The sequence below is a fragment of the Pseudomonas sp. H26/SER47-MNA-CIBAN-0231 genome (genome assembly GCF_040310465.1).
Classification (GTDB): domain Bacteria; phylum Pseudomonadota; class Gammaproteobacteria; order Pseudomonadales; family Pseudomonadaceae; genus Aquipseudomonas; species Aquipseudomonas atacamensis.
In genome coordinates this window covers 49424-64363 of the sequence record NZ_JBEOPW010000008.1, presented here as the reverse complement: position 1 = coordinate 64363, position 14940 = coordinate 49424, and the positions used below count along the sequence as shown (strand labels likewise).

The window sequence follows — 14940 nt, the reverse complement described above, 5'->3', positions numbered from 1 at the left end:
CCTGACGCTGCATGCTGCGCGTAAAATCTGGCTACAGCATGCAGCGCCGTGCAAACAGGTGTTGATCTGCGCTGATCGCTCATCAGGAGGAAACGAGTCTCGCGTAATCAGAGAAGGGCTTGAGCGCGCAGTACTGCACGTGTAGCAGATTCCCTTTGACGTAAGGCAGCGCCTCGATGTAATCACGCGCCTCTTCGAAGGTGGCGGATTCCAGTTCAAACGCGGCACCGGGACCATCGGCCAGCCCATGAACTGCGCGCACGATACCGCCAGCGAAGCCTTGCCAAACGTGCACTACCTCCGGTTTCGCCAGCCGCTTGAAGTCTTCTGCCGCTCCATCAGCACGGCGAGTCAGAATCACGAAGGTTTTCATGACACCTCCTCCGTTTTCAGCTGCTTGCGCTGGGTTGTTTCACCATACGCGACGTGCGCCATTATGCCGCTCTGGCCCACGGCCACATGCGGTTTAAGCTCATTGCGGGGAGTGTAGTCCCCACCGTTTTGGGGCCGGAAGGGTATTGGCGCATCTGTGAACAAATCCTCGAGTCGGGTGCGCCAAGCCTCTTTGGCTGCGACGGCATCTGCGGCGGTCAAGTTGCCAGTGCCGTATATGGCGAACGTCGGCAGCACATCGAACCCAGGAAAGTAGAGCGAGCCGTGCGTGATCGGAAATAGCAATTGCTCGAGTGGTCCGTTGATGCCGCGCGGCGAATAGTCATCTGCGGGGCCGCCGACAGCGACTGACAACATGGCCCGCTTGCCTTTGAAAGCGCCGTCACCATAGCGGTAGGCGTTGCCAGCGTCCTTGTAGCCGTGGGCGAGTCCGGCTGCCCAGACGCGATCTATCCATCCCTTCATGATGGCCGGCATGCCGTACCACCAAAGCGGAAACTGGAAGATGACAACGTCTGCCGCTAGAACCTTGTCTTGCTCCGCCGCCACGTCAGAGCTTTGGCTGCGATGACGATAGGCGTGGGCGGACTCTGCTCCGAACGAAAGCCGCTGAGGGTTGGCCCGCTGAGGAAAGTCGTGCTCGTCAAATATCGCTTTCCAGCCCATGGCGTATAGATCGGATTGCAGGACCTCGTGTCCTTGCGCAGTCAAGCATTCAACAGACACATCCACCAGTTGCCGCGTTAGCGACGAAGGCTCGGGATGGGCATAGATGATCAGTACTTTTTTCGACATGAAGGACGGCTCCGCTGTGATTTCGAAGGAGTGTCGCGGGGCTCGGGCCATCTGTGAAATCGCAAAAGTTTGCTGCTAACATAAGATCGATGGATACCAGACGCCTTGATCTAAATCTGCTTGTGACGTTGGAGGCCCTTCTCATTGAGCAGAACGTGACCCGGGCTGCCGCTCGTCTGCATTTGAGCCAGCCAGCAGTCAGCGCTCAGTTGAGCCGTCTGCGCGACGTCTTCAACGACCCTCTTCTGATCCCCGCGCAGCGTGGAATGACGCCCACCGTCAAAGCCTTGGAGCTGCTCGTGCCGCTTCGCCAAGCACTTGACCAGGTAAGGGCGACCGTCACTACTCATCTGAATTTCGAGCCCGCGACGGCGAGCCTGACGGTATCAATCGCCTGCACGGATTACGTGCAGGCGGTTTTGATCAAGCATCTCGTTGTCGCCATGCGACGCGAAGCGCCGGGTGTTCGCATCGCACTGCGCATCCTGGACGTACCACAGCTGGAGCTGCAGATGACCCGCGGCGAGGTGAATCTGGCCGTGATAAACATGAACGGGGTTCCGCCCGCACTGCACTCGCAACACCTCTATGATGAGAGTTACGTGCTGATCGGGCGTCGTGGGCATCCCAGCCTGCGCGCGGACCTGACCGTGGATGAGTTCGCGCAGCTGGAACATGTCGTGGTGTCACTGCGCGGCGGAGGCTTCTCTACCTCGGTGGATCACGCGTTGGTAGCGCGCGGGCTGCGGCGTAACGTCGTTCATTCAGCGTCGTCATTCCTTCCAGTACCGGAGTTGGTCGCGCAGTCGGATTGTGTGGCCCTGGTTCCAAGTCGTCTTGTAGACGGTCGCAGCGAGCAACTGCTGTGCGTAGCCCCTCCCTTGCCGGTGGAAGGTTTTGCGATTGGCTTGTTCTGGCATGAGCGGTCGGATGGGCATGCCGGCTTCAAATGGGTACGTGAGTTCATCACTCTCGTGGCCGATTCTCGTGCATCCGATTATGGCAACCCATGAACTCTGGCAACCTTAAAACCCGTCCAGACAAGCTAGCGTGTCGAGTACTCGATAGGTCAAAGGCTCGCTGGTTGGCTCGCTCTTGCAAGCTCGTTGAGGCAATAAATCTACATCCATCTACGTATGGCCGATTATGGTTTTATCGGCATACCTGAATGACTGTTTTTGGCCGGAAGCTGCCTCCCACGCAGCGAACCGTGAATGGTCACTCGTCAAACAAGGTCCAGCCATGGCAAATGCCGGCAAAGTCTTTTGCCGTAAAAAATAATGTCAGTTCCTTTGGGTCAAATTCTTTGTAGAGCCAATGCCCAGGAATGGGGCCTCTCGTTATCACGTATTCCAAGCGGTATTTTTGAACAGGTCCAAAACCGAAGGAGTGTGAATTCAACTCAAACCTGTCACCTCTGTTGAGCGCCCATAGCTTTTCAACAAGGCAGTCATCAAGCACCACCTCTCCTGCTACCTCAACGAGATACTTTGAATGAAGTTTCTGTTGAAGCCTAACGCTTCTGGCCATGCATCAACCTACCTCTGAACAGTCCGAGCATCGGCACAATAATACTTGAACATGATGATGACCGCTTTGGGTTGAAAAAAGTGCGTTGGGCGTCCGCTTTTGGTCGATAGCTGCCATTCGCCACTGGCAGCTATCAGCTGAGACGCTCATACATCTGGCCCAAGCAAGCCACTCACCAAACCTGGCCCCAGGTTTGTCCTGCCTGAACTCCCAAACCCGCACAAAAAAATCACCGATTCATTGTCAGTTGATTTTTTTCGGCCTATCTTGAATAAAACCTATACAGCCAACCTGTATGCGTACAACCTTTTCGCCCGACAGTGTCCCTAACCCGCACCGCCACGAGTAACCCGAATGAGCCCACTATTAGCCAGCCATTACCGTGAAATCCTCGTTGGCGTCGGTGAGAACCCGGAACGCGAGGGTTTGCTGGACACGCCCCAGCGCGCCGCCAAGGCGATGCAATACCTGTGCAACGGTTACGCGATGAGCCTGGAAGACGTCACCAACGGTGCGCTGTTCGAGTCGCAGAGCGATGAGATGGTGATCGTCAGCGATATCGAGCTTTATTCGCTGTGTGAGCATCACATGCTGCCGTTTATTGGCAAGGCGCATGTGGCGTATATCCCTACTGGCCGGGTGTTGGGGCTGTCGAAGGTCGCGCGGGTGGTCGACATGTTCGCGCGGCGTCTGCAGATCCAGGAAAACCTTACTCGGCAGATTGCTCAGGCGATCCAGCAGATCACCGATGCCGCCGGCGTCGCGGTGGTTATTGAAGCCAGGCACATGTGCATGATGATGCGCGGTGTCGAGAAGCAGAATTCGATCATGACCTCCTCGGTCATGCTCGGTGCCTTTCGCGACAGCTCGACGACGCGGCAGGAATTTCTCCAGCTCATCGGTCGGCGTTAGGCCTATACACAGCCTGTTAACTGTACAAGCTCAAGGAGTTGGAAGATGACCCGATTTCTCCTGCTGTTAGGACTGGCGCTCAGCATCGCAAGCTGCGGCAGTGTCGATGTTGCTCGTTACGCGGATCAGCAACCGGCACTGAATCTGGAGCAGTTTTTCAGTCAGCCCGTCAAGGCCTGGGGAATGTTCCAGAAGCGCAACGGCGAAGTGGTCAAGCGGTTTGAGGTCGATATTGCCAGCCGTCGTGAAGGTGGAAACCTGATCCTCGACGAGCGTTTTCTTTACAGCGACGGCACCCATGAGCGTCGGGTCTGGACACTCACTCCCGGGGGCAATGGTCAGTGGAGCGGTCGCGCGCACGATGTGGTCGGGGTTGCGCAGGGCCAGATCGCTGGAAACACCTTCCACTGGCGTTATCGCCTGAACCTGCCAGTCGACGACTCGACCTACGAAATGAGCATGGACGACTGGATGTACCTGGTCGACGAGGACACGCTGATCAACCGCACCCGTATGTCCAAGTGGGGTTTCGAAGTCGGTCAGGTGACGGTGTTCTTCCGGCGCCAGAACGCTGGAGCGAACCCATGAGCAGTGGGTTGACCCTGGCCTCGTTCGGCGACGGTTATCGCGCTCTGGTGATCGGCGCCAGTGGCGCCCTCGGCACGGCGTTCTGCCAACATTTGAACCAGGATCCACGCTGCGCCAGCGTCCGTACGCTGGGACGCCAGACTGTGCCGAAGCTCGACCTCGAGCAGCCCGAAACGATCGCCAGCGCCGCCGCCGAACTGGCTGCCGAAGCGCCCTATCACCTGATCATTCACGCGGCGGGCCTGCTCCATCGCGACCAAGTCAAGCCGGAAAAAAGCTACAGCGCAGTCGAAGCCGAGTCGCTGCAGGCGGTGTTTCAAGTCAACACGCTGGGGCCGGCGTTGCTGCTGCGCGACTTTCTGCCATTGCTTGCGCCTCAAGGCGCGATGGCGATGCTGTCGGCGAAAGTCGGCAGCATCGGCGACAACCGTTTGGGCGGCTGGTACGCCTATCGCGCGTCCAAGGCTGCGCTGAACATGTTGATCAAGACCGCCGCCATCGAGCTTTCGCGCACGCGCCCGCAGAGTCGCTTGCTCAGCCTGCACCCGGGCACGGTGGTCTCGCCGTTGTCGCAACCTTTTCGCGGAGCCGCAAGCGCCCGCCCGGCAGACATTGCCGCTGCGCAATTACTGAGTCTGATTGACACGCTGACGCCGGCCGATAGCGGCCATTTCTTCGCCTACGATGGAGAACGCCTGCCCTGGTAGGCAAGGAGTGAAGCATGAATCTGCAAACCCTCACCGAACGTGCGGCCAACAGTGAAGTTCGCGAACTGGAGCTGCTGTCACTTGAAGGTGGTTTTTATCTGGCGAGAATTCGCGTGGATCAGGGCCAATTCACCTTGCTCGATGACGCGGCCAAGCCAATGCACCTGCGTTCGATCACCCACCTGCGCGACTTGCTGCAAACCGTGCCGGCGTTTCCCTGCGTACTGGTGCAACAATGCGTGCACGACGAAATGTGCGGTCGGGATTCAGGGCCGGTTGAAGAGCTGCGCATTCCATTTTCGCTGACCACGCCTTTATGAGTCTCAAGCGCGGCGAGCACTGAATGGCAGGCTGATAAGGCGCGCGTCGCCCACCGGCGACGCATTTATCGAACCCCTGCCCCGTCCACGGGTCTGCTTCACATCGATTCCCTGGAAGTAAAACCCATGTCCACTCAACACACGCTTGTCCTGCTTGCCCGAGGCGGATACGCCGCGCGCGGCGTTCTGTATCTGATCATCGGCATCTTCGCGCTGTTGGCAGCGCACGACTCCACCAAACCGAAAGACAGCCACAAGAGCCTTGAAGCATTGCTCAGCCAGCCCTTCGGTTACGTGCTGATCGGTGTTGTGGTCGCCGGCCTGCTGGCCTTCGCCGCCTGGCGTGCGCTGCAAGCGATCCGCGATGTCGACCACCACGGCACCGAGTTCAAAGGCCTGGTCATTCGCGCAGGTCTGCTCGCCGGCGGGCTGGTCAACGCGGCGCTGGCCTTCTTTGCCTTGGGCCTGTTGGTGAGTGGCCTCAGGAGTTCAGGTGGTTCCGGCGATGGCAAGACCAAGGATCTGCTCGCGCAGCTGCTGTCATTCGAGCATTCGAACCTGTTGATCTACCTGATCGCGCTGATCCCGCTCGGTGTCGGTATCGCCCACATCATCAAAGGCTGGAAGGCCACGTTCGAGAAGTACTTCGAAGCGGATGACGAAGTGATGCGTTACGTGCGCCCGGTGTCGCGCTTTGGCCTGATCGCCCGAGGCGTGGTGTTTATCGAGATTGCAGTGTTGATGGCGGTCAGCGGCTCGGTTTACCAGGCAACCAATCCACCCGGTATGAAGGAAGCGCTGGATGCTTTGCAGAATCTGCCGGCAGGCGGCGTGCTGTTGATGCTGATGGCGTTGGGGCTGATCGCGTTTTCGGTGTACAGCTTTTCCGAAGCGGCCTGGCGCCGGATCGAAATGGATGTGCCGTTGTAAGCGGCCATTCGAGGGGGCGTGTGCCCCCTCGACTTTTCGTCATCAAGTGAACAGATCAACGCCCAACTGAAACGCTACCCAGAGCGCCAGCCCGGTAGCGAAAAGCAGCGCGATGTTTTCAAACAGGTTGTTGCGGTACTTCTTGTCCAGCAGCGATTTCTGGTTGGACATGATCAGCAAGCCCAGGGAAATCACCGGCAAACCAATGATGTTCAATGCGCTGACACCAATGGTCAGAGTCACGAAATCCGGCATGCCCGGCATCGACCAGATCAGCGGCGTGACCAGGATGAACAGCATGAACCACTTGTGCATCGGGTCATGATGGAACTCTTTGCCGTACTTCTCGCGACGCTCAGGACGAACATGCTGGAAGGCATCGGTGATCAGCATCGGAAACGCCGTGGTCTTGCCTGAAATACTGGCAAACAAGGTCGCGAACACGCCGATGAAGAACACATACCAGCCGATCGGGCCGAAGAAGATTTCCAGTGCCTTGCCCAGATCGCCCAAGGTTTTCACCTCGATGCCGTTGGGACGGAGGATTTCCGCACCGACGATCCAGATCGCCAGGTTGATGATGATCCCGACGAACACCGCAAACAGCAGATCGTTACGTTGAATGCGCTTGTGCTGCGGCCCGGTCCAGCCTTTCTGGCGCATGACATAGGGGTGCACGAAGTTGGCGATCGAGCCGGCAACCGCGCCGATTACCGAGACCGCCACCAGCAACGCGCCATGCACGCCTTCGTCCGGCGGAATGCTGAAGCCGATGGTGCCTTTGATGATGCCGCTGACATCCGGGCCGGACATCACCGCCAAAGCGATGAACGCCAGGGTCATGATCGCCAGCAGCAGCTTCATCACGCCTTCGATCATCGTGTAGATGTTGCGCCCGACCAGCATCCAGACCGCCAGCACCACCGCCACCGAGCACAGCAATGGCTGATCGATCTTGAACAGCATCGCCAGCGACTCCCCTGCCCCCTTGATCATGTAGGCGTTCATCAAGTGCCCCATCAACAAGGCGTAAACCAGCATGAACCAGGCAAACACCGGGTTGAGCTGGGCGTAGCCCTGCAGAATGGTCATGCCCTGGTTATTGCACAGCTGGAACCGGGCAATGATGTTGACGATCAGGTATCTCAACAGCAAAGAGACCGCCAGCACCCACATCATCGCGTAGCCGTAGTTCGCACCGGCCACTGAAGACGTGATGAGATCGCCCGCACCGAGCCACGACAGCACGGCGATAATGCCGGGGCCGAGCAGTTTCAGCGTACGCAGGAACAGGTTTTGCGGTTTCGCAGCGGCCTGATGATCGAGTGGAGCCATGCTCGTCATAGGGGGTATCTCCGTTATTGTTTTTGTGAGAACTGATGCACTGCGCACATTAGGTAGGATGTCGTACAACAACGCTAACGGGAGAGTATGTAAAAATGTTTCACAACTCGCTGATTACCGTGCTGCTCGATCATTTCTGATGATCAACATCCTCTAATACGCGTCTATAAAACTAGGCTAGGCGACGTTCCAGCTCCATGAAATAGACATTGAAGCCTTCGTCAATCACTCATAGGATGACTGATCACAACAACAATAAGGCTGAAAATGATGAACAGAACGCTCTTGATTGCTGCGCTCGCCTCCACGTTAAGCGTGACGGCCAATGCCGCCACCTATGCCTACATCTCAAGCCCCGGTGACGGTCTGATCTCGCTATATCGGCTTGATCAGAGTAACGGCGCACTCACCCTCGTTGAGCAGATTCAGGCCGGTGATCAGGTCAATCCCATGGCCCTCACCCCGGACGGCAAGGTGCTGTTTGCAGCCTTGCGCGTCAAACCTTTTCAGGTGCTGGGTTACCGGATCGATCGCCAAAGCGGTCACCTGACGAAATTCACCCAAGCTCCGCTGGCAGAGAGCATGGCCTACCTGTCGACCGATCGAAAAGGTCGCTACCTGCTCGCCGCGTCCTACGGCGCCGATGCACTCAGCGTTCAAAAGATCGGCGAGGATCATCAGCCTTCCGCCAACATCCTGCGTTATCCGACCGGCCTGCACGCGCATTCGATTCGCACCGAGCCGAGCAATCGCTTCGCCTACGCTGGCAACCTGGGCACCGACAAGGTGCTGCAATATCGCCTGGATGCCGAGACTGGCGAGCTCAGCCCGATCGGCAACGGCGCGGTCAGTGTTCCGGAGAAAACCGGGCCTCGGCACCTGGCGTTCTCGCCCAACGGCAAATTCCTTTACGTCGTCGGTGAAATGAGCGGCACCGTGACGGCGTTTTCGATCGACGAGGCCAGCGGCGCGTTGACCCGCATCGCTGAAGCCAATGGCATTCCCGAGCGATTGAAACTGGCCCACGGCGAAGTCCGTGATGCGCGCAACAACGACTTGAAAGACGATCCGACCCCACGCATCTGGGCTGCCGACCTGCGCATGTCGCCGGATGGAAAACTGCTGCTGATGAGTGAGCGCACCAGCAGCAGCGTTTCGGCATTTGCCGTGGATCCGGCATCAGGAGCACTCAAGTTCCTCGATAACTACCCGGTGCAAGAACAGCAACCGCGAAATATCGCCTTCTCCCCCGATGGCCACTGGCTGCTGGTGACGGGCGAGAAAAGCGCCAAGGTCGGTACGTACGCGGTGAGCAAGGATGGCGCGCTGAAGCGTGTCGGTGAAGCGGCCTCCGGCAAAGGCGCATTATGGATAGAAATACTGCAAACGCCTGACGCTTGAATATCTGCGGAGCAGCAACTGCTCCGCCGTTCTGCAACTAATCCCCCGCCGCTTCGGTCATTAGGTTTGCCGAGGTTGATACATTTTCGCAGACCTCACTTTCAAGAGACTGCCCACCGTGATCAGCCATCTCGATCGCCGCAACAACCGCTCGCTGGACAGTCTGAATTTCTTCCTCGCCGATGTCCGCGACGGCCTCGGGCCGTACCTCGCCATCTACTTGCTCGCCGTGCACCACTGGGACCCGGCCAGTATCGGCGTGGTCATGACCATTGCCGGTATCGCCGCACTGATCACGCAGACGCCCGCTGGTGCGCTGGTTGACAGCAGCCGGGCGAAACGGGCGCTGGTCATCATCGCCGCGCTATTGGTCACGGTGAGTTGTCTGCTCCTGCCGTTCATTTCGTCATTCAGTCTGGTGGCATTGACTCAAGCCTTGAGCGCGGCGGCAGCGTCAATTTTCGCCCCGGCGATTTCCGCGATCACCTTGGGCATCACCGGCCCACGAGCATTCACCCGGCGTACCGGTCGCAACGAGACGTTCAACCATGCCGGCAACGCGTGCGCGGCGTTATTGGCCGGTTTGTTTGCCTATCTGTTCGGTCCGGTGGCGGTGTTTTATCTGATGGCGGTCATGGCGCTGGCCAGCGTGATTGCCGTGCTGTTCGTTTCGGCCGAAGCGATAGATCACGACGTCGCACGCGGTTTGCAGCCTGGCGATCAAAGCCATCAGCCGTCCGGGTTCAAGGTACTGCTGAGCAATCGCCCGTTGCTGATGTTTGCCCTGTGCTGCGCGCTGTTCCACTTGGCCAACGCGGCGATGCTGCCGCTGGTGAGCCAGAAACTCGCGCAAGCCAACTTGCACATGGCCACACCGCTGACGTCGGCGTGCATCGTCGCCGCGCAACTGGTGATGGTGCCGATGGCGCTGCTCGCCGGCGCGAAAGCCGATGTATGGGGGCGCAAACCGTTATTGCTGGCGGGTTTTCTGATCCTGCCGCTGCGTGGCTTGCTCTACACCTTCTCGGATGATTCGTACTGGCTGGTCGCCGTGCAGTTGCTCGACGGCGTCGGCGCTGGGCTGTTCGGCGCGCTGTTCCCGGTGATGGTCAAGGATCTGACCCTCGGCTCCGGGCATTTCAATGTCAGCCTCGGCGCGCTGACCACAGCATTTGGCCTTGGCGCGGCGCTGAGCAATGGGCTGGCCGGTTTTGTCGTCGAGGCGGCCGGTTACAGCGCGGCATTCCTGACCCTTGCCGCAATTGCAGGGGCAGCGTTTCTGCTGCTATTGATCGGCGTTCCGGAAACGCTGCAGCGGACTGAGCAATTCGAGTCCGCTGCAGTTATGGGCCAAACCTGAGCTAATCGCCACCGCAGCCATTGCCGAGCACGTTGTACGTGGCGACATGCCGCTGGCCGTGGCTGTCTTCATAGACGACTTCCACCGGAACAATTCCGCAGGCGGCGCTGGTGTCGGTGATGCTGATGGTTTTGGCGATATCCAGTGGCACGCCGGTCTGCGCAGGTTCGGTGGCGGCGAACACGTTGCCGGCGAGGATGGCCAGGGCCAAAGCAAAAAGCGTTTTCATGGTGTGATCTCTCTATAAAGGATGAGGAATTCAGGCCTGACGTTCAGTCAGCAATTGGCGCGCGGAATCAGCCATTACCGGCAGTGCTCCGGCGAGCATCAGGACGTCCTTGAGCACCAGGCGTCCGGCACCGGACAGATAGGGAAAACCGTGCTGACCATCACCCAGCGCAGCAACCCAGGCTTCCGGCGTGGTAACCAGAAAGCTCAGGGTCACCAGCGGCGTGGCGAACGCCAAGGCACCACCGAGCAGGCCGGTGCGGCGAGAAAGCGGGTTGGACAGGACCAGCAGACCGATGACGATTTCCACCACGCCAAGCCCGGTGGAAAAACCGTAGGTGTTGTTCGCGGTCTGCCAGGCGCGCTTGTCGGCGTTCAGCTCGCCCTCATGGGTCAGGTGCGCCTTGTAGTCCTGCGGGTGTTCGTAGAAGAACGACATCACCGGGCTGTTGGCGACGAAGGGCGTGATGCTGTCGGCTTCGTACGGGACGAATTTCAGCGCGCCGATCCACAGGAAGACGATGGCGATGGCCACGCGCATCAGCGGGATACCGAGGCGATCGAGTTTGCCGAGCTGTTGTAGTCCGGCGTTGATTGAGGTGAACATGCGACTTCTCCAGATCAATGAAAGTGGAGTCAGTCTGCGGTGCTACCGAATCGCGCTTTTGTCGGTCATGCTCAACGTCTTGCTCAATCGTCTCAACTTTGCGGATTCCTTCGTGATGGGTGCCAATGAACTCGCTCGATAAACTCATCAGCCTGGCCAACGTGCGCGGCAGCCTCGATCTGCGCTGCCAGTTTCAAGGCGATTGGGCGCGCGATCATCAACAGGAAGCCTTGGGCAAGGCGCCCTATCACATCGTGCTCAAAGGTGAATGCCGGGTTGAACTGGCCAGCGGGCAACGCCTGGCGATGCGCGCCGGCGATATTCTGCTGTTGCCACGGGGTACGCCGCATGTGCTGCACAGTGCCGGCAAAAATGTAGCGCCGATGTCGCCAACGCTGATTCCCGGCGGGGTGTTGCCGATCTATCGGCTGGGCGGCGCGAGCGCCGATCTGGACATGCTCTGCGGTGGCTTTCACTACAACCGCGCGTCGATGCTGTTCGCCGCCCTCCCCGATTACCTGTTGATTGCCAACGATGGCTTGCCGGTGGATGCGCCGCTGACCGCCCTGATTGCGCTGTTGCGCAGCGAAGCCGACAGCGAACAGCCGGGCGCGCGGTTCCTCCTCGATTCACTGTCCCAAGCGTTGTTCACCTTGATCCTGCGTGCGCACCTGGCCCGTGCGGAGCAGGACAAGAGCACCCTGGCGCTGCTCGGCGACCAGCGCCTCGGCCGCACCTGTCAGGCGATACTGGCCGACCCGGCGCACGAATGGACCATCGAAGCCATGGCCGACACCGCGAACATGTCTCGTGCAACGTTCATGCGCACCTTCGCCCGGGTCGCTGGCGTATCGCCGTGGGTGTTGCTGACCCAGTTGCGCATGGAGCTGGCGTTCAGTCTGCTGAGCCATTCACATCTGGGCCTGAACGACATTGCCATACAGGTCGGCTATCAGTCGCAGGCTGCCTTCAGCAAGAAATTCAAGGAAACCTACGGCGAGGCCCCGGGCAAAGTCCGCCGCGCGATCTGATTGAATGGATCGCTTTGTATCAGCGTGTAGCTTTCGCCGACACAGATACACAAGCATGCGAAGTTCGGCCGTGCGCACACACAACTGACACATTTAGCGCGCTAAATACCACTGTCGCTTCCATTTCTACCTTAACCAATCGACAGGACATCACCATGAACAAAGTCTTCGCAACCCTCGCCCTTACCGCCGCCATGTTTGGTGCCACCGCCGCCTTCGCCGCCCCCGTTAAACCCACCGTGGTACTGGTGCACGGTGCCTTTGCCGATTCGAGCAGCTGGAACGGCGTGGTCAAGATTCTCGAGAAGGATGGCTACCCGGTGATCGCCGCCGCGAACCCGCTGCGCTCGGTCAAGGGTGATGCGCAATCGGTGGCGGATGTGCTGGCCAGCGTGAAAACTCCGGTGGTACTGGTCGGCCACTCCTACGGTGGCCCGGTGATCAGTGAAGCCGCTTACGGCAATGCCAATGTCAAAGCGCTGGTGTACGTCGCAGCTTTTGCACCGGAAAAGGGTGAAACCGCCGCTGAACTGTCCGGGCGTTTCCCTGGCAGCACCCTCGGCCCGACCCTGTCGGCCCCGGTTGAGCTGGCCGATGGTGGCAAGGATTTGTACATCCAGCAGGACAAATTCCACGATCAGTTCGCAGCCGATGTTTCCCCGGCAGATGCGAAGTTGATGGCCGCCACCCAGCGCCCGGTGACCGTCGCCGCGCTCAACGAAGCCGCCACCGAGCCTGCATGGAAAACCGTGCCGTCGTACTTCGTCTACGGTGACCAGGACAAGAACATCCCGGCGCAAGCCCTGGCGTTCATGGCCGAGCGCGCGCACTCCAAGCAGACCGTCGTGGTCAAAGGCGCGTCGCACGTGGTGATGGTGTCCAACCCGAAAGCCGTAGCCAGCCTGATCGAAACCGCTGCGGCCGCGAAGTGATCCATCGCTGAGTTGAACCTTGAAGCCTTAGCCGTGAACCCTGTTCACGGCTTTCAGCGCTGGGTGGTGTTGCAGCCGCTCGCTGAGAAAATCCACAAACGTGCGCACCTTCGCCGGTACGCGCGGATGTTTCAGATAGACCAGTTGCACCGGTAACGCCGGCGGCTCAAAGGCCTCCAGCACCAATTCCAGTTCACCGGCCGCAACCTGGCTGGCGACTTGATAAGACAGCACTCGGGTAATGCCCCAACCGGTACTGGCGATGTTGATTGCCGCCTGATTCGCCGTGACCACCAGACGCGGCTCGAAGCGAAAGCTCAACGGCCCGTCGGCATGGGCGAATTGCCAATCGCTGAGCAAATGACTGGCGGACGACATGACGATATTGGCGCGGCTCAACTCGTTCGGATGTTGCGGTCGGCCATAGCGGGCGAAGTAATCGGGGGTGCCGCAGATAACCTGCCGGACCTCGCCGACCTTGATTGCATGCTGATTGTTCTCGTGCAGATGGCCGATGCGTACGGCGACATCAATACCCTCTTCCGCCATGTTCACCACGCGATCGACCAGCAAGGCCTTCAGATGCACTGAAGGAAACGCGTCGACGTATTGCGCCAGCAACGGCGCGATGAACAGCTCGCCAAACAACACCGACGCGGTCACGCTCAAGTGCCCGCACGGCACCCGATAACTGCCGGCAGCGGCCTCTTCGGCTTCGTCGACGTCGCACAGAATTCTTCGGCAATCGTCCAGATAACGATGCCCGGCTTCGGTCAAGTGCAGGCTGCGCGTGGTGCGCGACAACAGGCGCGTGCCGATGCGTTGTTCCAGCGCGGCAATGGCGCGGGTGACGCTGGGGGGCGAGGTGTTCAAACGCCGGGCCGCCGCCGCAAAGCCACCCTCCTCGGCCACGGCCAGGAACATGCGCATTTCCTGAAAACGATCCATAGACGGGAACCTGTAAAAAACCTCGAAAACACAGTGAAATCATGTGGGAGCGAGCCTGCTCGCGAAGGCATTCTGTCAGTCAACATCACCGTTGCATGACACACCGCTTTCGCGAGCAGGCTCGCTCCCACAGGGGATGTGCATCGTTTTGAATCAAGCTGTTTGCAGGCCCACCGCTGTGCGCTGCATGCCGACGAATTTCGGCAGCGCCTCGACCCGCGCTAGCCACGCCCGCACATTCGGATAATCCTCAAGCGAGACATTGCCTTCCGGCGCGTGGGCGACGTAAGTGTAGGCGGCCACATCGGCAACGGTAGCCTTGTCGCCGGCAAGGAATGCGCTGTTGGCCAACTCGTCTTCCATCACTTGCAATAAAGCGTGGGAACGTTTGATTGCATCAGCCGCGTCGTAACCGGCGCCGAATACCGTGATCAAGCGCGCCGTGGCCGGGCCGGAGCTGATCTGCCCGGCGGCCACCGATAACCAGCGTTGCACCTTGGCTTGCTCGACCGGATCACTCGGCAGCCACTGGCCGTTGCCGTATTTGCTCGCCAGATAAACCAGAATGCCGTTGGAATCAGCGAGCACCGTACCGTTGTCATCAATCACCGGCACTTGGCCGAAACGGTTGAGGGCGAGGAATTCAGGGGTTTTGTGTGCGCCCTTCATCAGGTCGACGAACACCAGTTCGGTCGGCACATCCAGCAGGGACAGCATCAACTCGACGCGATGCGAGTGGCCGGACAACGGATGGCGGTACAGTTTGACGGCTGACTGAGACATGACGTGCTCCTGGATTATTTGAGGTCGACCCGCTGATCGTGTCGATGGGGCTCATCCTGCTCCCCTGCCGCAAATCGCGGAATCCTCAGCAAATACAATCGAGCATTTCAGCCAGTGAAATAATCACCCGC

18 protein-coding genes are annotated in these 14940 nt (G+C 59.1%); 10 read left to right on the top strand and 8 right to left on the bottom strand.

The features are described 5' to 3' along the window. Positions 1 to 82: 82 nt before the first annotated feature. On the bottom strand, positions 83 to 373 hold the full coding sequence (locus AAEZ10_RS14475; protein ID WP_110645320.1) for a hypothetical protein: 291 nt from the start codon (positions 371 to 373) through the stop codon (positions 83 to 85). Beyond that, complete coding sequence (locus AAEZ10_RS14470) at positions 370 to 1188, bottom strand: NAD(P)H-dependent oxidoreductase (RefSeq protein ID WP_110645321.1); 819 nt, start codon at positions 1186 to 1188, stop codon at positions 370 to 372. The genes AAEZ10_RS14475 and AAEZ10_RS14470 overlap by 4 nt, the downstream gene beginning before the upstream one ends. Positions 1189 to 1277: 89 nt before the next feature. On the opposite strand from AAEZ10_RS14470, the gene AAEZ10_RS14465 reads away from it, so the two are divergent. Then, positions 1278 to 2201, top strand: coding sequence for a LysR family transcriptional regulator (locus AAEZ10_RS14465; RefSeq protein ID WP_350569736.1), 924 nt, complete (start codon positions 1278 to 1280; stop codon positions 2199 to 2201). A gap of 205 nt (positions 2202 to 2406) precedes the next feature. Here the strand turns inward: AAEZ10_RS14465 and AAEZ10_RS14460 are convergent, their stop codons facing one another. Beyond that, positions 2407 to 2718, bottom strand: coding sequence for a hypothetical protein (locus AAEZ10_RS14460; protein ID WP_024012997.1), 312 nt, complete (start codon positions 2716 to 2718; stop codon positions 2407 to 2409). Between the two features lie 354 nt (positions 2719 to 3072). Here AAEZ10_RS14460 and folE point away from each other — a divergent pair, with 354 nt between their 5' ends. The 5 genes from folE to AAEZ10_RS14435 all read left to right on the top strand — a co-directional run bounded on the left by folE (position 3073) and on the right by AAEZ10_RS14435 (position 6175). Next, positions 3073 to 3630, top strand: coding sequence for a GTP cyclohydrolase I FolE (gene folE, locus AAEZ10_RS14455; RefSeq protein ID WP_016774771.1), 558 nt, complete (start codon positions 3073 to 3075; stop codon positions 3628 to 3630). A gap of 45 nt (positions 3631 to 3675) precedes the next feature. Continuing rightward, complete coding sequence (locus AAEZ10_RS14450) at positions 3676 to 4218, top strand: DUF3833 domain-containing protein (RefSeq protein ID WP_256809824.1); 543 nt, start codon at positions 3676 to 3678, stop codon at positions 4216 to 4218. Beyond that, positions 4215 to 4925 carry an SDR family oxidoreductase gene (locus tag AAEZ10_RS14445; RefSeq protein ID WP_350569733.1) on the top strand — a complete coding sequence of 237 codons (711 nt, stop codon included), beginning with the start codon at positions 4215 to 4217 and terminating at the stop codon, positions 4923 to 4925. The genes AAEZ10_RS14450 and AAEZ10_RS14445 overlap by 4 nt, the downstream gene beginning before the upstream one ends. Positions 4926 to 4939: 14 nt before the next feature. Continuing rightward, entirely contained in the window at positions 4940 to 5245 is a 306-nt protein-coding gene (locus tag AAEZ10_RS14440) for a DUF6482 family protein (protein ID WP_016774774.1), read from the top strand. A gap of 126 nt (positions 5246 to 5371) precedes the next feature. Then, positions 5372 to 6175 carry a DUF1206 domain-containing protein gene (locus tag AAEZ10_RS14435; protein WP_110600551.1) on the top strand — a complete coding sequence of 268 codons (804 nt, stop codon included), beginning with the start codon at positions 5372 to 5374 and terminating at the stop codon, positions 6173 to 6175. Positions 6176 to 6217: 42 nt separating this feature from the next. Here the strand turns inward: AAEZ10_RS14435 and AAEZ10_RS14430 are convergent, their stop codons facing one another. Further along, entirely contained in the window at positions 6218 to 7510 is a 1293-nt protein-coding gene (locus AAEZ10_RS14430; protein WP_409037407.1) for an Nramp family divalent metal transporter, read from the bottom strand. Between the two features lie 276 nt (positions 7511 to 7786). Here AAEZ10_RS14430 and AAEZ10_RS14425 point away from each other — a divergent pair, with 276 nt between their 5' ends. Continuing rightward, positions 7787 to 8920: a lactonase family protein gene (locus AAEZ10_RS14425; RefSeq protein ID WP_350569730.1), complete on the top strand. Its 1134-nt coding sequence runs from the start codon at positions 7787 to 7789 to the stop codon at positions 8918 to 8920. Positions 8921 to 9038: 118 nt separating this feature from the next. Further along, entirely contained in the window at positions 9039 to 10280 is a 1242-nt protein-coding gene (locus AAEZ10_RS14420) for an MFS transporter (RefSeq protein ID WP_350569728.1), read from the top strand. A gap of 1 nt (position 10281) precedes the next feature. Here AAEZ10_RS14420 and AAEZ10_RS14415 read toward each other — a convergent pair whose 3' ends face one another. Beyond that, positions 10282 to 10509 (bottom strand): DUF2790 domain-containing protein, encoded by a 228-nt coding sequence (locus tag AAEZ10_RS14415; protein ID WP_095180049.1) that lies wholly within the window; start codon positions 10507 to 10509, stop codon positions 10282 to 10284. A gap of 30 nt (positions 10510 to 10539) precedes the next feature. Beyond that, a complete protein-coding gene (rclC, locus tag AAEZ10_RS14410; protein WP_071172487.1) occupies positions 10540 to 11115 on the bottom strand; it encodes a reactive chlorine resistance membrane protein RclC in 576 nt (191 codons plus the stop codon). A gap of 125 nt (positions 11116 to 11240) precedes the next feature. Here rclC and AAEZ10_RS14405 point away from each other — a divergent pair, with 125 nt between their 5' ends. Continuing rightward, on the top strand, positions 11241 to 12146 hold the full coding sequence (locus AAEZ10_RS14405) for an AraC family transcriptional regulator (protein ID WP_350569725.1): 906 nt from the start codon (positions 11241 to 11243) through the stop codon (positions 12144 to 12146). Between the two features lie 155 nt (positions 12147 to 12301). After that, positions 12302 to 13078 carry an alpha/beta fold hydrolase gene (locus tag AAEZ10_RS14400; RefSeq protein ID WP_122692547.1) on the top strand — a complete coding sequence of 259 codons (777 nt, stop codon included), beginning with the start codon at positions 12302 to 12304 and terminating at the stop codon, positions 13076 to 13078. A gap of 27 nt (positions 13079 to 13105) precedes the next feature. Here the strand turns inward: AAEZ10_RS14400 and AAEZ10_RS14395 are convergent, their stop codons facing one another. Then, positions 13106 to 14026, bottom strand: a complete 921-nt coding sequence (locus tag AAEZ10_RS14395; RefSeq protein ID WP_350569723.1) for a LysR family transcriptional regulator — start codon at positions 14024 to 14026, stop codon at positions 13106 to 13108. Positions 14027 to 14179: 153 nt separating this feature from the next. Continuing rightward, positions 14180 to 14809, bottom strand: coding sequence for a glutathione S-transferase family protein (locus AAEZ10_RS14390; RefSeq protein ID WP_024013009.1), 630 nt, complete (start codon positions 14807 to 14809; stop codon positions 14180 to 14182). Positions 14810 to 14940: the final 131 nt, after the last annotated feature.